At 37.1% G+C, this 23705-nt stretch carries 23 protein-coding genes and 1 rRNA gene; 4 read left to right on the top strand and 20 right to left on the bottom strand.

Annotated features, from left to right (window positions below):
- Together HU235_RS02215 and HU235_RS02220 are read right to left on the bottom strand one after the other, a co-directional pair.
- Positions 1-101 (bottom strand): 16S ribosomal RNA (locus HU235_RS02215); the annotation flags it as partial.
- Between the two features lie 267 nt (positions 102-368).
- Complete coding sequence (locus HU235_RS02220) at positions 369-1241, bottom strand: nucleotidyltransferase-like protein (RefSeq protein ID WP_174879264.1); 873 nt, start codon at positions 1239-1241, stop codon at positions 369-371.
- A gap of 226 nt (positions 1242-1467) precedes the next feature.
- Here HU235_RS02220 and HU235_RS02225 point away from each other — a divergent pair, with 226 nt between their 5' ends.
- Positions 1468-1824: a YgzB family protein gene (locus HU235_RS02225; protein WP_174879229.1), complete on the top strand. Its 357-nt coding sequence runs from the start codon at positions 1468-1470 to the stop codon at positions 1822-1824.
- Between the two features lie 249 nt (positions 1825-2073).
- On the opposite strand, the gene perR is transcribed toward HU235_RS02225, so the two are convergent.
- The 13 genes from perR to HU235_RS02290 all read right to left on the bottom strand — a co-directional run bounded on the left by perR (position 2074) and on the right by HU235_RS02290 (position 16176).
- Entirely contained in the window at positions 2074-2511 is a 438-nt protein-coding gene (gene perR, locus HU235_RS02230) for a peroxide-responsive transcriptional repressor PerR (protein ID WP_145582606.1), read from the bottom strand.
- A gap of 129 nt (positions 2512-2640) precedes the next feature.
- The gene (locus HU235_RS02235) at positions 2641-3594 is read right to left on the bottom strand and encodes a D-2-hydroxyacid dehydrogenase (RefSeq protein WP_174879230.1); all 954 of its coding nucleotides are present in this window, start codon (positions 3592-3594) and stop codon (positions 2641-2643) included.
- A 167-nt stretch (positions 3595-3761) separates the two neighbouring features.
- Entirely contained in the window at positions 3762-4874 is a 1113-nt protein-coding gene (locus HU235_RS02240; protein WP_095303309.1) for an aminopeptidase, read from the bottom strand.
- 16 nt (positions 4875-4890) lie between these two features.
- The gene (gene bcp / locus HU235_RS02245) at positions 4891-5361 is read right to left on the bottom strand and encodes a thioredoxin-dependent thiol peroxidase (RefSeq protein ID WP_095303308.1); all 471 of its coding nucleotides are present in this window, start codon (positions 5359-5361) and stop codon (positions 4891-4893) included.
- 66 nt (positions 5362-5427) lie between these two features.
- Positions 5428-5826 carry a two pore domain potassium channel family protein gene (locus tag HU235_RS02250; RefSeq protein ID WP_174879231.1) on the bottom strand — a complete coding sequence of 133 codons (399 nt, stop codon included), beginning with the start codon at positions 5824-5826 and terminating at the stop codon, positions 5428-5430.
- Between the two features lie 221 nt (positions 5827-6047).
- The gene (locus tag HU235_RS02255; protein ID WP_174879232.1) at positions 6048-7580 is read right to left on the bottom strand and encodes a response regulator; all 1533 of its coding nucleotides are present in this window, start codon (positions 7578-7580) and stop codon (positions 6048-6050) included.
- The gene (locus HU235_RS02260; RefSeq protein WP_174879233.1) at positions 7573-9429 is read right to left on the bottom strand and encodes a sensor histidine kinase; all 1857 of its coding nucleotides are present in this window, start codon (positions 9427-9429) and stop codon (positions 7573-7575) included. The genes HU235_RS02255 and HU235_RS02260 overlap by 8 nt, the downstream gene beginning before the upstream one ends.
- 315 nt (positions 9430-9744) lie before the next feature.
- Positions 9745-11403, bottom strand: coding sequence for an extracellular solute-binding protein (locus HU235_RS02265; RefSeq protein ID WP_174879265.1), 1659 nt, complete (start codon positions 11401-11403; stop codon positions 9745-9747).
- 95 nt (positions 11404-11498) lie between these two features.
- Positions 11499-12398 carry a carbohydrate ABC transporter permease gene (locus HU235_RS02270; protein ID WP_174879234.1) on the bottom strand — a complete coding sequence of 300 codons (900 nt, stop codon included), beginning with the start codon at positions 12396-12398 and terminating at the stop codon, positions 11499-11501.
- A 15-nt stretch (positions 12399-12413) separates the two neighbouring features.
- A complete protein-coding gene (locus tag HU235_RS02275) occupies positions 12414-13391 on the bottom strand; it encodes an ABC transporter permease (RefSeq protein ID WP_095303303.1) in 978 nt (325 codons plus the stop codon).
- 177 nt (positions 13392-13568) lie between these two features.
- Complete coding sequence (locus HU235_RS02280) at positions 13569-14354, bottom strand: ABC transporter permease (protein ID WP_174879235.1); 786 nt, start codon at positions 14352-14354, stop codon at positions 13569-13571.
- 4 nt (positions 14355-14358) lie between these two features.
- Positions 14359-15150 carry an ABC transporter permease gene (locus HU235_RS02285; protein WP_095299476.1) on the bottom strand — a complete coding sequence of 264 codons (792 nt, stop codon included), beginning with the start codon at positions 15148-15150 and terminating at the stop codon, positions 14359-14361.
- A gap of 9 nt (positions 15151-15159) precedes the next feature.
- A complete protein-coding gene (locus HU235_RS02290; protein ID WP_174879236.1) occupies positions 15160-16176 on the bottom strand; it encodes an ABC transporter ATP-binding protein in 1017 nt (338 codons plus the stop codon).
- 220 nt (positions 16177-16396) lie between these two features.
- Here HU235_RS02290 and HU235_RS02295 point away from each other — a divergent pair, with 220 nt between their 5' ends.
- On the top strand, positions 16397-17692 hold the full coding sequence (locus HU235_RS02295; RefSeq protein ID WP_174879237.1) for a glutamate-1-semialdehyde 2,1-aminomutase: 1296 nt from the start codon (positions 16397-16399) through the stop codon (positions 17690-17692).
- 225 nt (positions 17693-17917) lie between these two features.
- Entirely contained in the window at positions 17918-18982 is a 1065-nt protein-coding gene (locus HU235_RS02300; protein ID WP_095299473.1) for an FUSC family protein, read from the top strand.
- A 235-nt stretch (positions 18983-19217) separates the two neighbouring features.
- Here HU235_RS02300 and HU235_RS02305 read toward each other — a convergent pair whose 3' ends face one another.
- The 5 genes from HU235_RS02305 to fabL all read right to left on the bottom strand — a co-directional run bounded on the left by HU235_RS02305 (position 19218) and on the right by fabL (position 23318).
- Entirely contained in the window at positions 19218-20960 is a 1743-nt protein-coding gene (locus HU235_RS02305) for an ABC transporter ATP-binding protein (RefSeq protein WP_307190882.1), read from the bottom strand.
- Between the two features lie 196 nt (positions 20961-21156).
- Positions 21157-21687: a nucleoside tri-diphosphate phosphatase gene (gene ntdP, locus HU235_RS02310; RefSeq protein WP_095299471.1), complete on the bottom strand. Its 531-nt coding sequence runs from the start codon at positions 21685-21687 to the stop codon at positions 21157-21159.
- Between the two features lie 141 nt (positions 21688-21828).
- Positions 21829-22083: a YgaB family protein gene (locus HU235_RS02315; RefSeq protein WP_095299470.1), complete on the bottom strand. Its 255-nt coding sequence runs from the start codon at positions 22081-22083 to the stop codon at positions 21829-21831.
- Between the two features lie 211 nt (positions 22084-22294).
- Complete coding sequence (locus HU235_RS02320) at positions 22295-22489, bottom strand: gamma-type small acid-soluble spore protein (RefSeq protein WP_095299469.1); 195 nt, start codon at positions 22487-22489, stop codon at positions 22295-22297.
- 73 nt (positions 22490-22562) lie between these two features.
- Positions 22563-23318, bottom strand: coding sequence for an enoyl-[acyl-carrier-protein] reductase FabL (fabL, locus tag HU235_RS02325; protein WP_095299468.1), 756 nt, complete (start codon positions 23316-23318; stop codon positions 22563-22565).
- A gap of 154 nt (positions 23319-23472) precedes the next feature.
- On the opposite strand from fabL, the gene HU235_RS02330 reads away from it, so the two are divergent.
- Positions 23473-23697, top strand: coding sequence for a hypothetical protein (locus HU235_RS02330; RefSeq protein WP_174879238.1), 225 nt, complete (start codon positions 23473-23475; stop codon positions 23695-23697).
- The last annotated feature ends 8 nt before the right edge of the window (positions 23698-23705 follow it).

Below are 23705 nucleotides of genomic sequence, written 5' to 3' on the forward strand. Positions count from 1 at the left end.
CCGCTAATCTTTGGGAGCAAGCTCCCTCAGATCCGCTCGACTTGCATGTATTAGGCACGCCGCCAGCGTTCGTCCTGAGCCAGGATCAAACTCTCCAATAAAGTGTTTGACTTGCTCATTGTGTACTTAATAGTACGATTTGTTGTTAATCGAAATTAACGTTGGCACGCTTGGTTTTGTTTAGTTTTCAAAGAACATTCAATGTCGTTTCTTTCAGTGAAGCGACTTTCTTAATATAACATTTCTCGTTTTCTCTGTCAACACTTTTTTTAAAAAGTTTTTTTGAGAGAGAAAATTGAGATGATGGCCGCCGTTTTGTTAATCTGTAACAGCGACGTCTACAAATATATCATCTTCAATTATTCACGTCAACACTTTTTTCCAATAAAATATGCTCGATGAAAAATCCCTTTCCCTTTCGTTTCAATTCTTTTCGTTGAAATGTACTTTCTTTCAACTAAAAATTCTAAAATAATGCTTAAATCAACCGAATAATACTTAAGTTCTGGATGGTGATACAATTCATTATAAAACCACGATTCCTTTTCAGACATGATTGATATAATATGAGCAGCACCAATCTCTGTTTTTGAATGAATAAGAAAATCACTAGCTAAAAATAAAAGCTCTAATCTTTTTTCTAATGTTTCATCACTTTCTACTAGTTCCTTATATAGCTTATAAATTTGTGGCTCAATATGCTTAACCTGATTCCACACTGTTACCTCGGGATAAAACCCACGATCAATCACTTCTAATCGCGCTAAATGGTGTAATGCATGAACAATATGATTGTATGCATCAAGTAGCTGATTTGACTCAAAAAAGGCTTTTCCTTCAATATATCTTCGAATTAGTTTTCCATATTCAATTCCTATTTTTAATTTACGCTCTGCAAAAGGAAAGGTTTTAATGCGTTCAATAAGTTTGACTAAATATTCATTTCGATCAAAAAGAACTCGTCCATTTAATATCCATTCGACTATTCGTCGATTTGTCCCAAGTAAGATAGCCTCCTGTAAATCTTCTTTCGTCATAACTGTTAAAGATGCTTTTTTATCTTCAAATTCATAATGCTTAATTAATGTTGTTGCATCTGAGTCATTCACAACAACGAGTAAAACAGCATCTAAATTATCTGTTATAGGTGATGTTTGATTCCGCTTTTCAATCATAATGATCGCTAATGTATCGGAATGACTAGCCCGTTCCTGATAAATAGGACGGAGAATATTTTCCATCATTATTTTATTCCTCCAATATAAGGACTTTATTAATTACTTCTACATATAAAAGGCAAATCCCTTTTCAAAAATAGCACGAGGAAAATTATAAAATAATCTATATCGTTTAACAAATAAAAGTTTGCTAAGATTTTTCTTTTCTATAACATGATGCATTTCATTTGATTAATCATGTCACTCTTAAACAACCTGTGCTATATTTTAAACAAGGAGGTTTACGATTATGGCTCGTAAATATACTAGTAAAATTAATAAGATACGTACTTTTGCACTTAGTTTAGTTTTTGTCGGGTTTATCATTATGTATTTAGGTATCTTTTTCCGAACAAACATTTGGATTATGACGATTTTCATGCTGCTAGGGATGTTATCGATTATCGCTAGTACTGTTGTTTACTTCTGGATCGGAATGCTATCAACAAGAGCCGTTCAGGTAATTTGTCCAACCTGCGAAAAACCAACGAAAATACTCGGTCGAGTCGATATGTGCATGCACTGCAAAGAACCACTCACATTAGATAAAGAACTAGAAGGTAAAGAATTCGACGAAAATTATAACCGTAAAAATATAAAAGTGTAATTTCGAAAAGCGGAAGCGCCTTGTTCAGCCCCGACTAGCATAAGACGCAAAAGAAATGAAGGTGTTCTTTACCTTCAATTCTTTTGCGTCTTGTGACCTCCGAGGGCTATGCTTATCCTCAAAACTATGTACAAAACTACCTCTTCAAAAAAAGACGAGGCCTCTATATAGGAATACTCCCATAATAAGAAGCCTCTTTTTTCGTTCTCTACACAAAAAAACAAGCGCAGAATTGGTCCTGAGCTTGTCTTAATGCGTTTCCTTTTTATCGCATTCAGCGCATTTACCGTAAATCTCCATACGATGGTGACTTACTTTAAAGCCTGTTACATGAGCCGCTAACGCCTCAACTTCATCTAGTCCTGGATAGTGAAAGTCTACAATTTTACCACAGCTTTCACATATACAGTGATAATGATCTGACGTTACAAAGTCAAATCGACTTGATGCATCGCCATACGTTAATTCCTTTACAAGTCCAACCTCACGAAATACCCTTAAGTTATTGTACACAGTTGCAACACTCATATTAGGGAATTTTCCTTCTAACGCTTTATATATATCATCAGCTGTAGGGTGTGTCATGGAACCAACTAAGAATTCAAGTATAGCATGACGCTGAGGTGTGATACGTACTCCAGTTTGTTTTAAAGCATCTAAAGCATCCTTCAATTGATGTTCAGACATCCGCCATGCACCTCACTTCAATAAATATTATTACTTTATAATGTTTATAATTAGTGTACATTGTGACAAATAGTTTTGTCAAACCTCAATATATAGGATATTGTTTACTTTTTACCTTCTGTTATGCTTTTAATATCGTTTTCTCAAATCAATGATGTTCCGCATCATTGATAATTCACCATTTCTAAACCTTTCAAGGTTGTCCTCGAAGATTGGCATGACTCTCGGAAGGTAGTTTTTGGTAATGCCAGATAAATGTGGTGTGATCGTCACATTTTCCATATCCCAAAATGGATGGTGCTCATCGAGAGGTTCATGCTCGAATACATCTAATACAGCATGGCTAATTAGCCCTTCATCTAAAACCTTTAATAAGTCCTTTTCATTGACGACATCACCACGGCCGATATTAATAAAGACTGCCTCTCGCTTCATTTCTTTAAAAAGTTCATAGTTTAGTAGGCCTTTCGTTTGCTCTGTGCTTGGTAAAACAGAGATAACAAAATCCGCTTCTTTAATCGTTTCTTCCAGCTCTTTATATGTGTACATTTCCTGAAAGTATTCGACAGGTCTGCCATCCTGGTTCATCCCTAACACCTTCATACTAAACGCCTGAGTAAGCTTTGCTGTTTCCTGTCCGATTGCTCCTGCACCTAGTATATAGACTGTTTTCCCGTATAATTCCATCATTCTTACCGTTCTGTCCCATTTATGAGCTTTTTCATTTTCAATGAGCGCCTTCGATTGACGTGAAACCTGGAGCATCATGGCTAAGCAATACTCTGCCATCGGAATCGCATGTACCCCTTTTGAATTCGTAACGAGAATCCCTCTTTTTTCAATTTCATCAAATGGAAGCTTTTCAATTCCGGCTGATCCGACCATAATCCATTTCAGTTTTGTTGCAGCCTGTATATGGCTAGCTGTTAAGTCCTCTCCATACGTAAACAAAATATCTGCCTCAGCTAAAATATCCAGTGCTTCATCTATTTTTTTATCATGGTAAAATGTCACTGTCGGAAATTTGCTCTCAATTTGCTGTTTCAGTACAGTCGGGAGCTTCACTGTAGATAATATGTTCATAGGTTGTCACCCTCCATGCTCTATGTATTTTCTATATGGATAAAAAAGAGTGCGGAACAATTTCCGCACTAGTCCGGCGCTAACATTTGAGGAGGTAATGCCTTCCCTATAAGATACGAAAATTCACCTAGTTTGTCTGGACGTTTGCCTTGCTTCGAAAAAATAGGCTACTTTCTAAGATTCTCTTGATTTAAACCTTTGAGATCTGCTAGAACGAATTCCCCATCTTTTCGGATTAGAACATCATCAAAATAAATTTCCCCACCCCCGTATTCTGGACGTTGAATCAGCACCATATCCCAATGGATCGCTGATTTATTTCCATTATCTGCTTCCTCATATGCTTCGCCTGGTGTAAAGTGAAGACTGCCACATATTTTTTCATCAAATAATATATCGCCGATCGGTTCTTCAATATATGGATGAAAGCCAAGCGCAAACTCTCCGATAAATCTCGCTCCTTCATCCGTATCGAGAATTTCATTTAATTTGTTCGTATTATCTGCTGTTGCTTCAATGATTTTCCCATTTTCAAAAGTTAATTTAACATTTTTAAATGTTGTCCCATGATATGGACATGGTGTATTAAACAGAATCGTTCCGTTAACAGAGTCCTTTATTGGTGCAGTAAATATTTCACCATCTGGAACATTTGCTTCACCAGTACAAGGAATCGCAGGAATATTCTTAATCGAAAATTGCAAATCTGTACCAGGGCTTACGATTCGGACCTTGTCCGTTTTTTCCATCAGCTGCTTTAACGGGGAAACTGCTGCTGCCATTTTATCGTAATCAACCGTGCATACCTTAAATAAGTAGTCTTCAAAGGCTCTAGTGCTCATCCCTGCTTTCTGCGCTAACCCCTTCGTAGGATAATTGAGAAGCACCCATTTACGGTTATTCACATAAAACTCAGAGACTGGCTTCATAATTTCTCCACGTAAGCGATGCATTTCCTTTGGAACCTCGACCATTTCCGCATCATTTTCTTCCCCAATAATGATAATCACCGCATCGACATCTTGATAAATCTGCATTTGCCATTGTGCTTGTGCCGTCAGTTGGTCACGCTTGTAATTTTTCGCTAAATGGAGATTGATTTCATCGTCAAATAAATCAACATATGGATAAGCCCCTAGCTCATATGCTTGATCAATAAGCTCTGTTATTAAAGGCTTCGTATTTAGATGACCCCTTATTAAAACCTTTTCTGCCTTTTTTATCTTTACTGAATGTGTAAGCAAGATCGTGGCTAGTTTCGTTATTCTCTCATCCCTCATTTAGTCACCCGCTTATTTAGTTTTGAATATCTTTAATATATTGCAGCGCTTCTTCAACATGATCCTTTACTTTAACCTTTCGCCATTCCTTTACTACTTCCCCTTCAGGATTAATAATAAACGTCGACCGTTCAATTCCCATATATTCTTTGCCGAAATTCTTTTTCAATGTCCAAACACCGAATTCCTCTGCTAATTTATGCTCATCATCAACAAGTAATTGAAAAGGAAGCTCATGTTTTTCCTTAAACTTCTGATGTTTATCCTGCGGGTCTGGGCTAACTCCGATAATAACGGCATTTAACTCTGAAAAGCTTTGATGCTGGTCTCTGAAATCACATGCCTCTGTCGTACAACCAGGTGTCATATCCTTTGGGTAAAAATATAAGACAATGTACTTTCCTTGATAATCGGTTAAGCTAACCTGCTCGCCATTGTCTGCTAATAGCTTCATATTAGGTACTTTGCTGCCTACTTCTATTGTCATGTAAACTCCTCCTAAAAGATTGTCTAACTTAAGCGTATCCAACTTTTGCTCAACATACAACTAATTCTACTTATCTACCCCGATAAATGTTCGAGCGAGGAAAACTGCTGGTAGCACATAGCCAATTAACGCCTCAACAACAGCTAACAGCCTGCCAATACCGATCGGAACAAGGTCGCCGTAGCCAACGGAAAACAAGGTAACAGCACTAAAATACATCGACATAATTAACTTTTCGAAATAGGTCCCTGCAACCGGAACATCTGACTCTGTTAAAACAGTTAAATTACTTTGCATACAAATTAAATAAATCATTCCAAAGCCAATTAGCAATGTAATATAAAGATAAGAAAAAATAAGAATTGTTTCAAAGGAAAAGAAATTTTTCTGAAAGCATGCTTCTACAACACTTTTAAAGCTCATAAAAATACAAATGGCGATAAACAAGCAAAATATTATTTCCACAACCATCCCACCCTACTTGAGCCTTCGCTTTGTACAAATATATACAAGCAGTTGTGATGATATTCAACTGAATCCTTCGTATCCTAAAAAAAGCAGGATAGCTAAACTAGAAAAGAGCAAGCTCCTTGTACAGTTCAGCCAAAGTTGGGTCAAGACGAAAAAACTCGCTACCTTAATCGTAGCGAGCCTGCTCTTTCATAATATTTTATTTATATATAAGTTCAACTATAATCCTTTAATAAAAATCCCTCTTGATATTCCTTTGGAGAAATCCCCTCTAATTCCCTGAACACTTTTGTGAAACGCTTTGGGTTTTTGTATCCAACAATCGTTCCTACCTCAAATATTTTCAACTCTAGGTTTTTTAAGAGAATCTTCGCTTGCTCGATCCGAATCTTTTTTAAATAGTCGACAAAATTCTGCCCTGTGTATACCTTAAACATATGGCTAAAATAAGAATAGTTAAGGGAAACATAGTTTGATACGACAGCTAGATTTAAATCCTTATTGTAATTTTCATGAATATATTTTATTGCCTTCTCCATATATTTTTGCTCAGAATAGACTAGCTTAAGCTGTTTGTTATATTCATGTAATAGCAGGATGAGATTTTCAAGCTCATAGACATAGTCGTAAAACCTTTCAAAATGATAAATATCCCCGACCTTATCATACCGTTTAAGGATTTCAATTGATTCTTCTCCAAGTCTCTTAAATGCTTCGTCAAGAATAATCCGATTGATCGCATCATGAAGAGCCTCCATGTATTTAAGCCCGTAGGCTGAAATAACGTCGATATTCAGCACTTCTAATAAGTGAATCCGAATTTCCTGATCACGATTCGTCCCAATCATATTCGAGATTTTCTTTAATTCATCAATTGGTGGTGGCTGAACATCTCCTATGAAGTGATTGCTTACCTCTTCAAACCAAATCATTGACCTTCCTGGTAAAATGAAATGACTTTTTAAAGAAAATATAGCTTGTTCATAGGCTGTTTTAATTTTCCTAATCGAATTCTCCTTTCCGCTAACACCAATTGAGACATTTCTTAATGGAAGATGGTTGATTAATTCAGTAAACACTGAATCCTCTGTCGTTATCATCACAACATTTCCGTCTTTATCATGAAAACACAGAATGTTTTGCGGTGGTTCATTACAATAATTAGTAAGAATTCCTTTCACCCAAGAAGCCTGATCTTCAGCATCACTTTTCAAACATGTAAGTGCCCCAACATAATAACCATCTCCAAATAGAGCTATCGGTAGTCTCGCCGCAATCGCTTCGATTTCATCCTCAGAGATTTTCGGGTTTAAAAAAATATAGTTTAATTGATTTGACGTATATTCATCAAAGTCAAATTGGTTCTGCTTATCTGTGATTAGCTCATTTAAAACCTGATTCACTGTATTCTTTAACTCATCTCGATTAATCGGCTTAAGTAAATAATCCTTTACACGATATTTTATCGCTTCCTTTGCATATTCAAAATCATCATAACCACTAATCATCACAACCTCTGGCTTTCGATCCAATTTTTGAATTTCTTGTACAAGAGCTATGCCATCCATAGTAGGCATTTTAATATCTGTAAACATAATATCAATCTGCTCATTTTTTAATAGCGTAAGAGCCTCTTCACCATTACTTGCTAGCATAAATGTAAAGGATTCTGGAAATTCCCTCGATATCATCGCCCGAATTCCGAGACGAATATTTCTCTCATCATCAACAATTAATAGCTTATACATTTCCATTTGCCCCCCTTATTAATAAATAAGGTAGTTTGATGACAACTGATGTGTACTTACCTTTGACACTTCTCACGTTCAAGCCAAACTCTTTCCCGTAAAATAAGACAATTCGTTCATGAACATTTTTCAAGCCTATTCCGTTGCCTGATTGAGATTGCCTGTCACTATAACCTTCATCATGAAGGATTTTACGATTTAACATAGCAAGATCTGTCTCATCCATCCCTATACCATTGTCTGTTATTTCAACAAAAACGAATTGGTCATCTTTGTATGCGTTTACAATTATTCTCCCTCTCGTTGCAGCCTTACTCGGTTCAATTCCATGTTTAATTGCATTCTCAACAATTGGTTGTAAAGATAGCTTTAACATTTCTTGATTTAAAAGTTCATTTGGTATGACTACTTCTAATACAAGCTCTCGATCTAACCGCAGATTCATAATCATCACGTAATGCTTAATATGTGCTATTTCCTCACCTATGACAACAAATTCATTTTTCCATTTTATATTGTATCTCATCATTGAGCCTAATGAAGTAAGTGCGTCAGAAATCTCGTATTTCCCCTCAACCTCTGCCATCATTTTAATATTCTCTAATGTATTATAAAGAAAATGTGAGTCAATTTGGGTTTTCAACGCTCTAAGCTCAGTATCCTTTGAGACTGCCTGTTTATTAACGGCTTCAGCAATGAGATGATTGATTTTACTTAGCATATTCCGAAAATGAAACGCTAAAGTTGAAAACTCATCACGTCCATCAATGTCAATTTTCGTTGTAAAATCACCCTTTTCTACTTGCTTCATATTTTCAATGAGCTTATACATCTTTTTTAACAATAAGGATGTAATGACATATGTCAATGTTGATAAAATCGCGAGCAGCACAATAGCGATGATAATTGTCATATATCTTACTTTTCTCGTCTCTGAATCTATTTTCTCTAAAGAAACAACGTTAACCATTTTCATATTTAATTCCTCAATTTCTGTGGAAGCTATTAAATAAGGAATGCTGTTGTTCATATAAATAAAACGATTTTTACCATTCTGAGTTAATTGTTGAATAAGCTCTTGAAAGTGTTTCTTTTTAAATTTATGCTCGCGGAGAAATTTGTTTGCTGGATTCGTAAATACTTCCTTCTCCTGATCAATGATAAATATTTCTGATTGCCCATCAGTAATTGGACTGTACATTTTCGGAAAAAAGTTTCGTTGGAGCATTGAAATTTCGATCATTCCTAAATGGTTATTTTGACTATCCTTTACTTCCCTAAATAATGATATTTTCGGGTTATCGTCAGGAACATTTGAAAGCAGTCGATAATCCTGTCTTTTCAACCACCAAAGCTCTGTCCCATTCTGCTTCATCACCCTTTCGTACCAAGGCCTACTTTTTATTCGATTTTCCCGAAATAACAATGGCCACATCTCTATTAATGAAGGATCATCAATATAAAACTGTGAATAATCAATGAGTGGATTGACGGATTGCAGCTCCTTTGAGTCAATATGCTCGTTCTGAAATTCTATTAACTCACGCACACTTTTATCACGCCGATCACTAACAAAATGAATTAGTTGATCATCTGAAATTAACGTTTGCGCTGCTTCTCGCATCGCTTCAATATTTTTTTGAACCTGGATTTTCTCCATTTCAATTAAATATTCATTTTCTCGTATAGTATCAGAAATCACATTTTCATAAAACTCATGTGAGAGGACAAAAACAAGTACGAAAACTGGAATCATAAAAAGCGTTGTGTATAGAAAGACTAGTTTGTTTTGTAAAGACAACCGACTAAACCAACGATAGATTCGTTTTATCATCCTTTTGAGCAGCATAAACAACACATCCTAATAGGTGAAAGGTTTCGTATTTCTATTATGACATAGGATGTATGAAAGCGCTGTCTTTTTATAGACCGTTTCCGTAAACTTTGTTGCTTTTTATTATAGTCTTTTGGTAGATTTCATCGTGCAATGCTTGCTTTCTAATGGTTGGTGATTGCATTCTTGGTGTAAATACCTGCCAAGTCACATCCAAAGACCCCGTAAAAGTCTCGGCACTTATGCACTAAGCAACCTCTACAATGTTTTACAAAAAAAGTCTTAGAAAGAGAAAATCTGCAAATTAAGCAGATTCTCTCTTAATCTTTCCTATTCCTTTTTTTGCGTTTCCGCTTTTTCTATTTTCACTTTATTCTCTGCAAAGCGTTTCTCCTGATATTCCCTAACCTTGTCATATCCTAATTCATCACGTTTTTCTTGGAATTCTTGATAAATTTTTTCAAATTCCTCTTCAGATTTAGCTAATAGGAGCTTTGGTAATGTTTTCCCCCACTCCTGGGCAATTTTGCTATTAGCAATCCCTGCCTCAGAGGTTCCTTGCGGGTTAATATCATCATATACTGCAAAGCTTTTCGTTTTTCCTTTCGTCCAGTCTTCCATTTGTTTAAATGGCTCTTCAGTTGGTGTTTGCCATTGCAGCTGCATATCTGTGTCCATTAGCATCCAAAACGTGTGTGAAGCCCCATATTTTTTGTCAAATGCGGTGCGATCGGTTGTTAATAATTCATATGCTTCCTTCGTGAATTGTGGTTTACCATTAACAACTTCATGTACAACTCCTTCTGGACCAAGATACATATCCTTTTGTCCTTCTTCACTAAGCAAATAACTCATGAAACGAATCGCTCTTTCAGGGTCCTTTACATCCTTAGAAATCAATGTAATAGTCCAACCAGCTAAGCTATCACCTGCTAATGTCGGCTGGTCTAATTGTTCGTTTGCTGGTCCGTCGACAGCAATGTAGACAGAATTCGGATCATTTGCGTAAAGCGATAATTGCTGTGCCTGCATATCACTGCGCTGATAAAGCATTGCAAAGTAACGACCCTGGGCAATTTTTTCTTCCATTTGCGGACGTTTATCGATGAAAATATCCTTCGCCAATAATCCTTCTTCATTTGCTTCTCTAAATACCTTTAACCATTTCAAATATTCCGGGTCTGTTGAACGGTCATAAAGCTCTCCATCCTTCTCCATCGGAATCGCTAAAAAGTTTTGCAAATACCATTCAAGTGAGCTGTTTCCTGTATCAGTAAATTCATGCAAGCCTAACGGGATTAACGGCGCTCCATTTACTTCAGGGAATTTTTCCTTTGCAGCCTTTAATGCATTTAAGAACCCTTCAGGTGTCCGCATATCAGGGCTACCAATTGCCTCATATATATCCTTTCTAACTAAAAACGTTTGGTTTGATGGCTTCAATTCCTTATATTTCTCAAAGTTTGCCGGTGATGAGGAAGCATTTGGATAGCCATATACGTTCCCATCCTCCTGTCGATACCATTCAAGCTTTGCCGGATCAGAAACATTGAAAAAGTATGGATCATATTGATCAGCAAGCTCATTCAACGGAAGAACAAGCTCTCCTTCAATCATTTGCTTAACAGCCTCTTCCCCCCAGCCTAATGTAATAAAGTCTGGTAAACTACCAGAGGCGATCATCGTATTCATTTTCTCTGCTTCATTCCCTGCAGGTGTCATAATATTTAACGATACACCTGTTTTTTCCGTAATATATTTTGAGGTTGCATCATTTCCCCATTTGTTCGCAAACCATGAGAAGTTAATATACCAATCAAACGTAATTGGTGATGTGTCCTCCTTCCAGCCAGGCTCATCCGCAGATAGATTTGATTTTGGCTTTTCGGTTGATGATGCCTCTTCCTTTTTATTTGCTGAACAAGCGACCATAAGACTAGCCATAATTGAAATAATAAATGCTAAATAGAAAGCTCTCCTCAGTTTCATTCTCCCCATTGTTTTTACCCCTTTCGTTTTTAACCTTAACAACTTGCCTCCCCTTGCACTAGGAAAGGCAAGCTAGTATCTAGCAACCAGTATTCTTACCCTTTAATCGAACCAATTAACATTCCTTTCACAAAGTACTTTTGTAGGAACGGATAGACAATGACGATCGGCAATGTCGTGACGACCATTGTAGCTAGTTTAATAGACTGTGATGTAACTGTTTTACTAGCAACCCCGCCAGGAGCATTTGTTATCATTTGATTTGAGCTCGATTCGGCAATGATTTTATATAAATACGTCTGGATCGGCTGTAAATCTGGATTATTGACAAAAATAACCCCAGCAAAATAATCATTCCATTGATAGACACCGTGAAAAAGGGCAATCGTTGCGATGACAGGCATTGATAATGGAATGACTACCTTAAGAAAAATCTTAATATCACTCGCACCATCGATTTTAGCCGCTTCCTCTAAAGAGGTTGGCAAAGCTCTAAAAAAGGAGACAAAGATGATTAAATCAAAGAAACTAAATAAGGCTGGAATGATGTAAACAAAGAAGCTATCTAGTAAACCTAACTCACGATATAAAAGGAATTGTGGAATTAGTCCTCCGCTGAAGAACATCGTGACAATACCAATAAACATATAGAGTTTTCTGCCGCGTAAATCTTTACGTGATAACGCATAGGCAACCATTGCCGTGAAAAAAACGTGAGCCACAGTACCAATGACGGTTTTAGCAATTGTCACTCCATATGATGTCACAATTCCTTCATTAGCAAAAACCGCTTTATAGTTATCAAAGGTAAAATCTCGTGGCCACCAATAAATGCCACCCTTCATTGCATCCAAGCCCTCATTTAAGGAATTAACGAGCACATACCAAATCGGATATAACGTAATAAAGCAAATGAACAGCATAATTAGCACATTCAAATTGTCAAAAATATACTCGCTTGTCGTTCGTCTATTTCGTTTAAACAAGTTAAACATATGGTCTCCTCCTTTCTAAAATAGTGAAGTTCCATCTAGCTTTTTCGTAATTTTATTGGCTGCCAATAAGAGAATAAATGCAATAATAGACTTTAATAGCCCAACGGCTGTTGCATAAGAATATCGGGCATTTTGAATCCCAACCTGATAAACATATATATCAATTACATTACTAGCACTTTCATTTAGCGCATTTCGCAGGACGAGAATTTGATCAAAGTTCGTATTTAACACATTCCCGACTGCTAAAATAAATAAGATTGTAATCGTTGGTCTAATTGCTGGTAGTGTGACATGCCACATTTTTTGAAATTTCGTTGCCCCATCAATCGTCGCAGCCTCATACAGCTCAGGTGATACACTTGTAATGGCTGCTAGATAAATAATTGCTGACCATCCAAGCTCCTTCCAAATATCTGAAATAATCACAATACCCCAGAAATAGTCCGGCTCCGCTAAAAAGCTCAACCGTTCATTTGTTAGCCCTAATCCTATTAGAATATCATTGATAATTCCAACATCTGCGAGCCAAGTCGTTAAAATTCCCCCTAAAACAACCCATGATAAAAAGTGGGGTAAATAAGTAATTGTTTGCACGGCTCTTTTAAATTTTAACGACGTTAGTTCATTCATAAATAGAGCAAAGATAATTGGTAAGGGAAAGCCAATGATTAGTTTAATGACACTAATTCCAAGCGTGTTTTTCAGCACGACCCAAAACGCATCATCCTCAATAAATTCCTTAAAATGCGCTAGCCCTACCCACGGTGCCTCTGCAATCGTCCGAATGACACTGTATTCTTTAAAGGCGATAATTAACCCATACATTGGGATGTAATTAAAAATAATCATCCACAATATACCTAGCAATGCCATTACTTGTAGCTGCCGTTGGGCGATTACTTGCTTTACTAGTTTTCGTAGCCTTCCTTTTCGTGTTTCTCGTATAACCAGGTGGCTACTTTCCTTTGTTATTTTTGTATCCGTTTTCATTTCTCCACCTCAGCCTTCAGCATCTACTCTTTCGTTACGTCTATCATAGTGAAGTTTTTCGAGAGATGTAAGCACTTATATTTTGACTGAGGGAACATAATTTTAGGTTGGAGGTACAAATCCATTAAACGACAAAAAAGGCTTGATTTCATATCAAGCCTCTCTTATTGCACCGATTTAATTACCCGCTCCACGATACTTTTTCACCCCTGCATTCCAAAGCAGAACAGAAATTGTAAAAAAGACAATTCCGATTACAGGTGTCAAAAATGAATAAACATACCATTCTTCCTTTTCTAAGAAAAACGCTGCCGGATAAACCCCAACAAACGCGAATGGCAGAATCCACGTCAATACGAAACGAATTACGGAATTATAAATATCAACCGGATAACGACCATAGTTCCCGATATTGTACATCATCGGCATAAGTGATGTTCTTGCATCAGACCAAAAGCCAATGCTTGCTAACGATACAAAAATCCCGGCATACACAAGAGCACCACTTATCACAAAGACAATAAATAACAAAACATCATACCATTGGAACGTCAATTGCAGCTGTATTGCTGCATAGGCCATTATAATGATACCGGTGAAAGCCCCGAATAAAGATTCCAATTCCATACGTTCGAGCACAACCTGGAATAGACTATGAATCGGCCGCGTCAAAATCCGATCCATTTCTCCCTTAACGATATAACGCTCATTAAAATCCCAAATATTAAAAAATGCACCGAATATTGCATATGGAACGAGAAAAAAGCCATAAATAAAAATAATTTCATCACGATTCCAGCCGTTTAAAAACTGTGTATGACCAAATACAACGAGGATAAACACGAGATTTGTTACTTGAAACAGCATATCTGATAAAAGCTCGACAACCATATCTGCGCGGTATTGAAGCCTTGTTTTCATATATTGACCAACATATTGGGTAAACATTGAAAAGTAAAACATTCCCTCATCCCCCCTGTATAATCATTTGTTTTTTCGCTAATGACCAAAGCATTTGAATTGGGATGAGCAACACAATTGCCCACAAGCCTTGTAATAAAATCTTGTATAGAACCTCGTTTCCTGTTATCCCCTCAGTAAATATCATACTTGGAATATAGCTAATTGCCTGGAACGGAAGATAATTCATGATCTCCTGAGCCCACATTGGATAAAAGCTAATCGGTAAAAGAAGTCCAGAAAATAAATCAATAATCACACGTTTTGCTCTCATTAACCCATCATTATTAAATAAGAAAAACGTGAGCATCCCTGTAATTAAGTTAATCTGTGTATTAATAATGAAGCTAAATAAAAGCGAGCACGCAAATAACAGCCATGTTGTCCCATTTGATGAAAACTCCATCGGAAACACGAGACCGACGATCACCATTCCGGGAACAGAGAAAAATACTAAGCGAAATATCCCTTCACCAAAGGCTGCCATCGTTTTCATTCCTAAATAGTTATAAGGTCTAATAAGTTCAACCGCTACCTTCCCTTCCTTAATTTCCAAAGCAATTTCACGGTCAATATTATTAAAATAAAAGGCGCGCGCCATCCAGGAAACTGCTACATATGTCGTCATCTGCACAGCAGATAGTCCTTCAATTGATTCCTTGCCACCGTAAATCGCTGTCCAAAGGAAATAGTAAGCGCCGATATTAATACTATAAATTAAAATTCCGCTATAATAATTCGTTCGATAGGCAAGCATCATTAAAAAGCGGATTCGAATCATTTCAATATATTTATCCATCATTCCACCTCAGCTAGTTAACGCTTCTCCCTTTTCGTAAATTTTGCGGATGACCTCTTCGGTCGAGATTTCTGCAACCGTTAAATCAAGGATTTGATGTGCTCCAACTATACGGCCAATAAGCTCAGACATTTGCGCTTCCTTATCGCTAACAACCGCATTCCACACATTCAATTTATCCCCCTTTTGCCACATTACATCTAAATTTGCCGTTAAGGAAGACAAGCTGCTTTCCGCCACTTCTTCAGCAAATTGAAATTGAATTTGCTTCCCATCTCCCCAATGGGTTCTTAATTTTTCTAGCGCCCCATCATAAATGACCTTTCCTTCATCAAGCATGACAACTCGTTCACATAAAGCCTCAATATCGGAAAGATCATGTGTTGTCAGCAGGATTGTTGTTTTATATTTTTCGTTCATTTCTTTTAAAAACTGTCGGATTTTCAGTTTAACTAAAACGTCCAAGCCAATTGTCGGCTCGTCCAAAAAGAGCAATGGCGGATTGTGAATTAAGGCAGCAGCAAGCTCACATCGCATTCTTTGACCTAAAGACAGCTTTCTCACCGGCTTATCAAGTAACGGGCCGATGTCCAATGTCTTAATGACATGGTCCATATGCTCGTTATAATCTGCGTCCGAAACCTTATATACCTTTTTCAATAAGCGAAACGATTCCTGGACAGCGATATCCCACCATAGCTGTGAGCGCTGACCGAAGACAACCCCAATCGTCCTTACAAACCGCTCTCTTTCTTTATGTGGGTTCATTCCATTGACGAGAATCTCTCCTGACGTAGGAGTTAAAATCCCTGTTAGCATTTTAATTGAGGTTGATTTCCCCGCACCATTTTCGCCAATATAGCCAACCATTTCCCCTTGCTTAACAGAGAAGGTAACATCGTTAACAGCAGGAACAACTTTATATTGTCGATTTAACAAATCGCGAAACGCACCCTTAAGCCCTTGGCGACTTGAATACGACTTAAACTCTTTTCTAAGCTTTTTCACTTCGATAATATTTGACATGATTTTCCCTCCACGTTTCATCACAACGAATAGTTTAACTAATTTTTCTAAATCCAACAAATACTATGCGCTGGCTTTCGTCAAATATCTTAAGTTATGTTTCATACTTTATATTTTTTTACGTGCCTATTAAAAAGCTCCACCCGCAAAACAAGGAAATTTTTTATCCGCTTTTCTTATGCTAAAATGAAAAGGACTCGTAAGAAAGTAGGAGGCAATTATGGAATTTTCTAAATCAAACGCGTTACATGAAGAGGCATTACAACATATTGTCGGTGGGGTTAACTCACCTTCACGTTCGTATAAAGCTGTTGGCGGCGGTTCACCAGTTGCTATGGAAAGAGCAAAAGGTGCTTATTTTTGGGATGTGGATGGAAATAAGTATATCGATTATTTAGCAGCATATGGTCCAATTATTACTGGACATGCTCATCCGCACATTACAAAAGCAATCCAAAAGGCAGCAGAAAACGGGGTTTTATATGGGACACCTACTCCGTTTGAGGTTACCTTTGCAAAAATGCTAAAAGAGGCTATGCCAGCGTTAGATAAGGTTCGTTTTGTAAACTCTGGTACGGAAGCTGTTATGACAACAATCCGCGTTGCAAGAGCGTATACAGGTCGCAATAAAATCATTAAATTCGCAGGATGCTATCACGGACATTCTGATCTTGTCCTTGTAGCTGCAGGCTCTGGGCCTTCAACATTAGGAACACCTGATTCAGCTGGTGTCCCTAGCAGTATCGCTCAGGAAGTCATCACTGTTCCATTTAATGAAATCGAGCCATTAAAGGAAGCATTAGACAAATGGGGTGACCAAGTAGCGGCGATTTTAGTTGAGCCAATCGTCGGTAACTTCGGGATTGTAGAGCCTAAGCCTGGATTTTTGGAAAAGGTAAATGAATTAGTTCATGAAGCTGGTGCACTTGTCATTTACGACGAAGTAATTACGGCTTTCCGCTTTATGTATGGTGGGGCTCAAGACCTTTTAGGTGTCTACCCTGACTTAACAGCATTAGGGAAAATTATTGGTGGAGGTCTGCCGATCGGTGCTTATGGCGGACGGAAAGAGATTATGGAACAGGTTGCCCCATTAGGTCCAGCATATCAAGCAGGAACAATGGCCGGTAACCCAGCATCGATTTTATCAGGGATTGCTTGCTTAGAGGTGTTAAAGCAGGAAGGTGTTTATGAGCAGCTTGATGAGCTTGGAGCTATTCTTGAGGAAGGGATCCTTAAGCACGCTCGTACATATCATATTCCAATCACGATTAATCGTCTTAAAGGTGCACTTACTGTTTACTTTACTGACGAACAAATTACAAATTACGAGCAAGCAGAAAATACAGATGGTGAAATGTTCGCGAAATTCTTCAAGCTTATGCTTGAGCAAGGAATAAACCTAGCTCCTTCAAAATATGAAGCATGGTTCTTAACAATTGCACATACAAAGGAAGACATCGAAATTACATTAAAAGCCGTTGAGCATGCATTTAGTCAATTAATTGATGCATAATAAGCAAATAACATTAAAAATGGGGATACTTTAAGCAAGTATCCTCATTTTTAATTTTTTGAAAATACACTCTTTTTTCTTTTTTGTTAAAATGTATTTTTACATCTTGTATAAAGCATCTAAAGGTTGTATAGTACGTTATTGGTCTAAAAGTAAAACGATCGTTATATTGATATTTACATGTAGACAAATATGATATCTAAGAAAGGAATGTCATTCACATACATGAAACTAGGTGCTCGCATTCTCAAAACAGGGATTGCTATAACACTGGCATTAATTTTAGCAACAGCCTTTCAATTACCTTCGATTGCTTTTGCAGGAATCTCAGCAATATTTGCAATCCAACCGACAATTTATCGCTCATATCTATCAATTATTGAACAAATCCAAGCAAATATCATCGGTGCTGTTTTAGCGATAAGCTTTGGACTTATCTTTGGCTCACACCCTGTTATAACTGGGATTACAGCGATTATCGTCATTGGACTTAACATTAAATTAAAATCTGAAAATACAATTCCAGTCGCACTTGTCACAGTCATTGCGATATTAGAAAGTCCTGGGGAAAACTTTACAGAGGTTGCCTTAATTCGCTTTTTCACGATTTTACTCGGTGTGCTCGCAGCCTTTATCGTAAACCTCGTCTTTATACCGCCTAAATATGAGAAAAAGCTCTATTTGCGGATTACGGAAAATGCTGAAAATATTATAAAATGGATTCGAATCAGCCTGCGAAAATCGTCTGAGCATAATATATTAAAAGATGAAATTGATAAACTAAAGGATGAAATGCTTAAGCAAGATATCCTCTATCGAAATTATAAAGAGGAACGAAATTATTTTAAGAGAGAATCCTATGCGAAATCAAGAAAGCTCGTCCTTTTCAGACAAATGATCACAACGACAAACAGGGCATTCTTTACATTAAAAAGACTTCACCGCTTGGAAAATGAACTTATCCAATTGCCTGAAAACCTACAAAAAGGGCTATTTAATGAGCTAGAATATTTACTTTATGTTCATGAGGAAACATTGCTCCGGTTTATCGGGAAAATCAAAACCCAACCATCAACAAAGCTAATTGATGAAGGGAAATTCAATAAGAAACAGCTTATGGATGCCTTTATGGAATACTATAAAGACCATCCGACAGAATATTATCATCTATTACCGCTTATCTCAACGATTATAGATTACAGTGAACAAATCGAGCATTTAGAAACATTGATTTCAAGCTTCCATAGCTATCATAAAAAAGAAAATGAAGTAAAAATCGATGTTGGGTAAATAAACAAGAAGCTATTGTAAAAAGGTCTATCTCCTCCAAGTGTGAGGGGCTGATCATTTTTCGATAGCTTCATTTTGCTTTTCCCTCTTAAAACAACAAAAATCTCCCAAATGAAGGCCGTTCATTGAACAATACAAAAACTAAAAAGGTCCGAACTAATCCGAAATTCAATTAGAATTTCAATAATAGTTCGGACTTATCTTTGGCTGAAACCTTTTTTCCCTAACTCAAATCTTAATCAAGCTGCTGAATTTGGAACAGCTTATAATAACTTTCCTGTTTATCCATTAGCTGTTGATGACTTCCTTGTTCAACTACTTTTCCATCCTCTATTAAGACAATTTTATCAGCATGTGTAATCGTTGATAATCGGTGTGCAACGATAAACGTTGTACGATTTTTTGCGAGCTTTTCAAGTGCCTCTTGAATAAGATGTTCACTTTCTAAATCAAGCGCTGAGGTTGCCTCGTCTAGAATGAGGATCGGTGGATTTTTCAAAAAGACGCGAGCAATTGATACCCTTTGCTTCTGACCTCCTGAAAGCTTAACACCTCTTTCACCAACTTTTGTATCATAGCCATTTGGCAGCTTCATAATGAAGTCGTGTGCATTTGAAGCCTTTGCCGCATTGATTACTTCCTCTTCTGTTGCATCAGGCTTACCTATTAAAATATTTTCACGAACCGTGTTGCTAAACAGAAATGTATCCTGAAGCACCATCCCGATTTGCTCACGCAAGCTCTGTGCTTGGTAATCCCTAATATCGATGTTATCTAACAAGATTCTCCCTGCCGTTACATCATAAAAACGCGGGAGCAAACTAACAAGGGTAGATTTTCCTCCACCACTCATTCCGACTAAGGCAATTGTTTCCCCTTTTTTAACCTGGAGTGAAAGGTTTTCTAAAATGAGAGGTTCGTTCTCATTGTAGCGAAACGATATATTTTGAAACTCGATCTCACCCTTTACATTTTTAGCAATAATCGGATTTGGCTTATCAACTACCTCATATGGCTCATCAATAAATTCAAAAACACGATCCATTGATGCAAATGCTTGTGTTAACGTTGTCGAAGAATTGATTAAACGACGAAGCGGACCATATAGCTGTTCAATATACGCAATAAAGGCAACCATCGTTCCAATTGAGAGCGTTCCTTGAATAACATGATAGCCAGCATATGTAATGACGACTAATGGTGCAATGTCTGTTAACGTATTAACGACAGCAAAAGTTCGCGCATTCCAGCTCGTATGATCAAGTGCCTTTTTTAGAAAATTTGAATTTTCCTTCGCAAATTGTTGCTGTTCAAAATCCTCAGTTGCAAAGCTTCGAATAACAGGCATCCCTTGAACACGCTCATGTAAATGTCCTTGTACTTCGGCTAATGCCTGTGAGCGTTCTCTCGTTAAATGGCGCAGCTTTCCGTAAAAATATTTCACTGAGATTCCGTAAAACGGGAATAAAATAATTGAAACAAGTGTTAGCTTTATATCCATAGTTAGCATGATACCTATTGCAATCACAATTGTGACAACATCAAGCCAAACATTCATCAATCCAGTTATGACAAAATTCTTTGTTTGCTCAACATCATTAATAACTCTCGAAATAATTTCACCAGCACGGGTATTTGCATAATACCGCAGGCTAAGCCTTTGCAAATGCGTAAATAGTTGATCCCTGATATCGTATAAAATTTTGCTGCCTACCCATTGTGCAAAATATTGTCGATAATATTCAATCGGTGGCCTGACGACGACAAACAGAACGAACATAATTCCCATAATCGTTAATAGTGTCCTTATTTTTTCATCCGGTGAGCCAGTTCCTCCAATAATGTCATCAACAACATGTTTAATCAGCAATGGTAAAAGAAGTGGGATAGAAAACTTAATAATCCCAATAATAATCGTCCCCACGATTTGAATTCGATATGGCTTAACAAACTCCATATATCGTTTTATAGAACCCAAATAAATCCCCCGTTTCTAAAAAAGCGCAGGCGCCTTGAACAACCCCAACGTAAACTAGGGCAAGGCGCTTATTTCTACATTCAGAAAGCTATGGTCATTAGCTTTCCTTTTTTAAAATTCTTCTATGTAAAAAGGCTGACCCTCTTCCACTTCAATTATCTGGATAACTGAAGAACTGCCTGAGTCAACCCTACTCCTATTTTACATATGTTAAATACCGTTCATACCACTCATCAATAAATTCTGGAGCGAACGGACCTTTTTTTTGCCGAATCCACCTGAGCAATGTTTCTAAATTTTTCTTTAAAATCAAATCAATGACTTCAGGATAGTTCATTTCTTTGCTGTGCTGCTCATACTCATCCTCATCAAGTATCGTATAAGTCATATCAGGATACACTTTCACATCTAAGTCATAGTCGATATATTTTAATGCTTCATCATCCCAAACAAATGGTGAGCTTATATTACAATAATAATAAACACCGTCATCTCTTAGCATGCCTATAATATTAAACCAATATCTCGCATGAAAATAGCATATCGCCGGTTCTCTCGTAACCCATGTTCTACCGTCCGACTCTGTCACGACAGTCCGGTCATTTCCACCGATTATACAATGCTGAGAGCCTTTTAATACAGTCGATTCATCCCAGACTCTATGTATATATCCATTATGCTTATAGCTATGAATTTGGATTTTGTCTCCTTCCCTGGGAATACCCACTTTTCTCCCCTTCTTTCAACTATTCGAATCGTAAAACGAAATTTTTATGAATGATTTTATATACTTCTTTCTATTATAACGTTTGTCCTTAAAAAAACAAAATAAAAGAGCCATTTACATAGAAATGACTCTCATTTGCTACTAAGATACTGTTTCAAATCTTTGCTTTTCATACGAGCGAATCACTTCTTCTGTTTGCTTCTCAAAAACCTGTTGAATATGGTTTAGTTCTTTCTTCATTTCGATAATTTCTTCCTGTATAGATTGAAGCTTTGCCTCATCCTGTAACACATTTAATTGAGTTTTTATATCTTGACATCGCTCTATTTCTGATTGCAAATATAATAATTTATCCATCGTTTTTAATTGCTCGCCAACTAGCTGTTCAAAATTCATTGTTCCTCTCCTTTCAAATAAAGAGAATATATTTTTCATACTGTTTATTTCTTCATAATCTCTTTCTATCCTTTGACTACTTATGTAGAGGAAAAGGAGGTTTTGTCGTTTGAGAAATTTCTTTTTTGAAAAGTATGTTTTTTAGTCCTATAAATTTTGCCTACAAAAAAGACACCTCTCGACGATTGAGAGAGGTGTCTTTTAAACAAAATTAAGAGTTTTGACCTTTGTTTTGCTCAGCTTGTTGGTTACGTTTTTTTACGTCTTGAACGTTCGTTTCGCTAGCAAATTCAGTACCGAATTGACCTGAAGTTGCACCTTGGCCTTGAGCTGATTGAGCGTTTTGTTGTCTTACTTCTTGGATGTTAGTACCTGATGTTGTTTTACCACGATTATTTTGTGCCATCTTGATATCACCTCCACGACATATAGATTGTCCCAGAGGTTTGTTTTATATCCATGATTTCAAAAAAATTTTTTTAAACAAGGAGAGAGCGTCCACCATCAACGATAAGCGTTTGTCCTCGAATCATTGACGCCTTATCTGTGAGGAGAAATTCGATTGCATTGACCATATCCTCAATTTCCACCATTCTTCCTGCCGGTGTATTTTGTTTCGCATCCTCCAACAGTTCATTTCGATTTGGGAAATGCTTAAGTGCGTCTGTATCTACTGCACCACCAGAAACTGCATTAACAATAATATTTTTTGGAGATAGCTCAACTGCTAAATATCTTGTTAATGCTTCAAGTGCAGCCTTTGAAACACCGACCGTTGTATAATTTTCTAAATAACGAATCGAACCGAGTGAGCTCGTGCTAACGATAAAGCCCCCACCATTTCGTTCCATCAGCTTTGCCGCTTCCTGAGCACAGAATAGCAACGCTTTACTATTGATGTTCATCGTCCAATCCCAGTGGCTTTCTTCAAGCTCCATTGCTGGTTTTTGTACTCCTGATGCAGCATTGCTGACAAGGACATCAAGTCTGCCAAACTGTTCATCAATTTGTGCAAACAATTCCTTGATTTTTTCTGGCTTCCCGACATTTGCTTTAATCGCAACTGCTTTTACACCGAGTTTCTCGATCTCTTCAACGACCTCTAATGCAGCTGATTTACTGCGAGCATAGTTAACAACAATATCATATCCTTTTTCTGCTAATCGAATCGCAACTGCTCTTCCGATTCCACGACTACTTCCTGTAATTAATGCTACCTTATTTTGCTGGTTCATTTTGTCAGCTCCTTCTAGTTAAAACAATCGAATAGATGTTTATATTGTATCAGATAATATAGTGAAACTTCTAATTGCTAATTATCATTCATTGCGATATTAGATATTACACATTATGTAATAACAACAGCACTTTTCATTAAGGAGGGTTCACATGTACGTTGGTCGAGATATGACAGAATTATCAATGATGTCAAAAAAAGAGTGGGAAGACTCTGAGCTTGCTTATTTCCACCACTCATTACAGCAGGTTGTCCCATACCTTAACGCTGAAGGGCAGACAATCCATCGAGAAATCATCGAAGAAATCACCTCCCGCGGCGGCCTAAACCACAAACAAGCCACCTACACCCATGGCACAAAACCTCAATACGATTAGGGGGCAAC

It is taken from the genome of Metabacillus niabensis (assembly GCF_902829255.1).
GTDB lineage: Bacteria > Bacillota > Bacilli > Bacillales > Bacillaceae > Metabacillus > Metabacillus niabensis.

What these genes read in the sequence shown, in the direction of transcription:
- HU235_RS02265 (WP_174879265.1), bottom strand. Translation starts at nt 11,403, where the DNA reads ATGAAACTGAGGAGAGCTTTCTATTTAGCATTTATTATTTCAATTATG.
- HU235_RS02330 (WP_174879238.1), top strand. Translation starts at nt 23,473, where the DNA reads ATGTACGTTGGTCGAGATATGACAGAATTATCAATGATGTCAAAAAAA.
- HU235_RS02270 (WP_174879234.1), bottom strand. Translation starts at nt 12,398, where the DNA reads ATGTTTAACTTGTTTAAACGAAATAGACGAACGACAAGCGAGTATATT.
- HU235_RS02295 (WP_174879237.1), top strand. Translation starts at nt 16,397, where the DNA reads ATGGAATTTTCTAAATCAAACGCGTTACATGAAGAGGCATTACAACAT.
- HU235_RS02235 (WP_174879230.1), bottom strand. Translation starts at nt 3,594, where the DNA reads ATGAACATATTATCTACAGTGAAGCTCCCGACTGTACTGAAACAGCAA.
- perR (WP_145582606.1), bottom strand. Translation starts at nt 2,511, where the DNA reads ATGTCTGAACATCAATTGAAGGATGCTTTAGATGCTTTAAAACAAACT.
- HU235_RS02275 (WP_095303303.1), bottom strand. Translation starts at nt 13,391, where the DNA reads ATGAAAACGGATACAAAAATAACAAAGGAAAGTAGCCACCTGGTTATA.
- HU235_RS02260 (WP_174879233.1), bottom strand. Translation starts at nt 9,429, where the DNA reads ATGCTGCTCAAAAGGATGATAAAACGAATCTATCGTTGGTTTAGTCGG.
- HU235_RS02280 (WP_174879235.1), bottom strand. Translation starts at nt 14,354, where the DNA reads ATGTTTTACTTTTCAATGTTTACCCAATATGTTGGTCAATATATGAAA.
- HU235_RS02220 (WP_174879264.1), bottom strand. Translation starts at nt 1,241, where the DNA reads ATGGAAAATATTCTCCGTCCTATTTATCAGGAACGGGCTAGTCATTCC.
- bcp (WP_095303308.1), bottom strand. Translation starts at nt 5,361, where the DNA reads ATGACAATAGAAGTAGGCAGCAAAGTACCTAATATGAAGCTATTAGCA.
- HU235_RS02300 (WP_095299473.1), top strand. Translation starts at nt 17,918, where the DNA reads ATGAAACTAGGTGCTCGCATTCTCAAAACAGGGATTGCTATAACACTG.
- HU235_RS02240 (WP_095303309.1), bottom strand. Translation starts at nt 4,874, where the DNA reads ATGAGGGATGAGAGAATAACGAAACTAGCCACGATCTTGCTTACACAT.
- HU235_RS02315 (WP_095299470.1), bottom strand. Translation starts at nt 22,083, where the DNA reads ATGAATTTTGAACAGCTAGTTGGCGAGCAATTAAAAACGATGGATAAA.
- fabL (WP_095299468.1), bottom strand. Translation starts at nt 23,318, where the DNA reads ATGAACCAGCAAAATAAGGTAGCATTAATTACAGGAAGTAGTCGTGGA.
- HU235_RS02255 (WP_174879232.1), bottom strand. Translation starts at nt 7,580, where the DNA reads ATGTATAAGCTATTAATTGTTGATGATGAGAGAAATATTCGTCTCGGA.
- HU235_RS02320 (WP_095299469.1), bottom strand. Translation starts at nt 22,489, where the DNA reads ATGGCACAAAATAATCGTGGTAAAACAACATCAGGTACTAACATCCAA.
- HU235_RS02285 (WP_095299476.1), bottom strand. Translation starts at nt 15,150, where the DNA reads ATGGATAAATATATTGAAATGATTCGAATCCGCTTTTTAATGATGCTT.
- HU235_RS02225 (WP_174879229.1), top strand. Translation starts at nt 1,468, where the DNA reads ATGGCTCGTAAATATACTAGTAAAATTAATAAGATACGTACTTTTGCA.
- HU235_RS02290 (WP_174879236.1), bottom strand. Translation starts at nt 16,176, where the DNA reads ATGTCAAATATTATCGAAGTGAAAAAGCTTAGAAAAGAGTTTAAGTCG.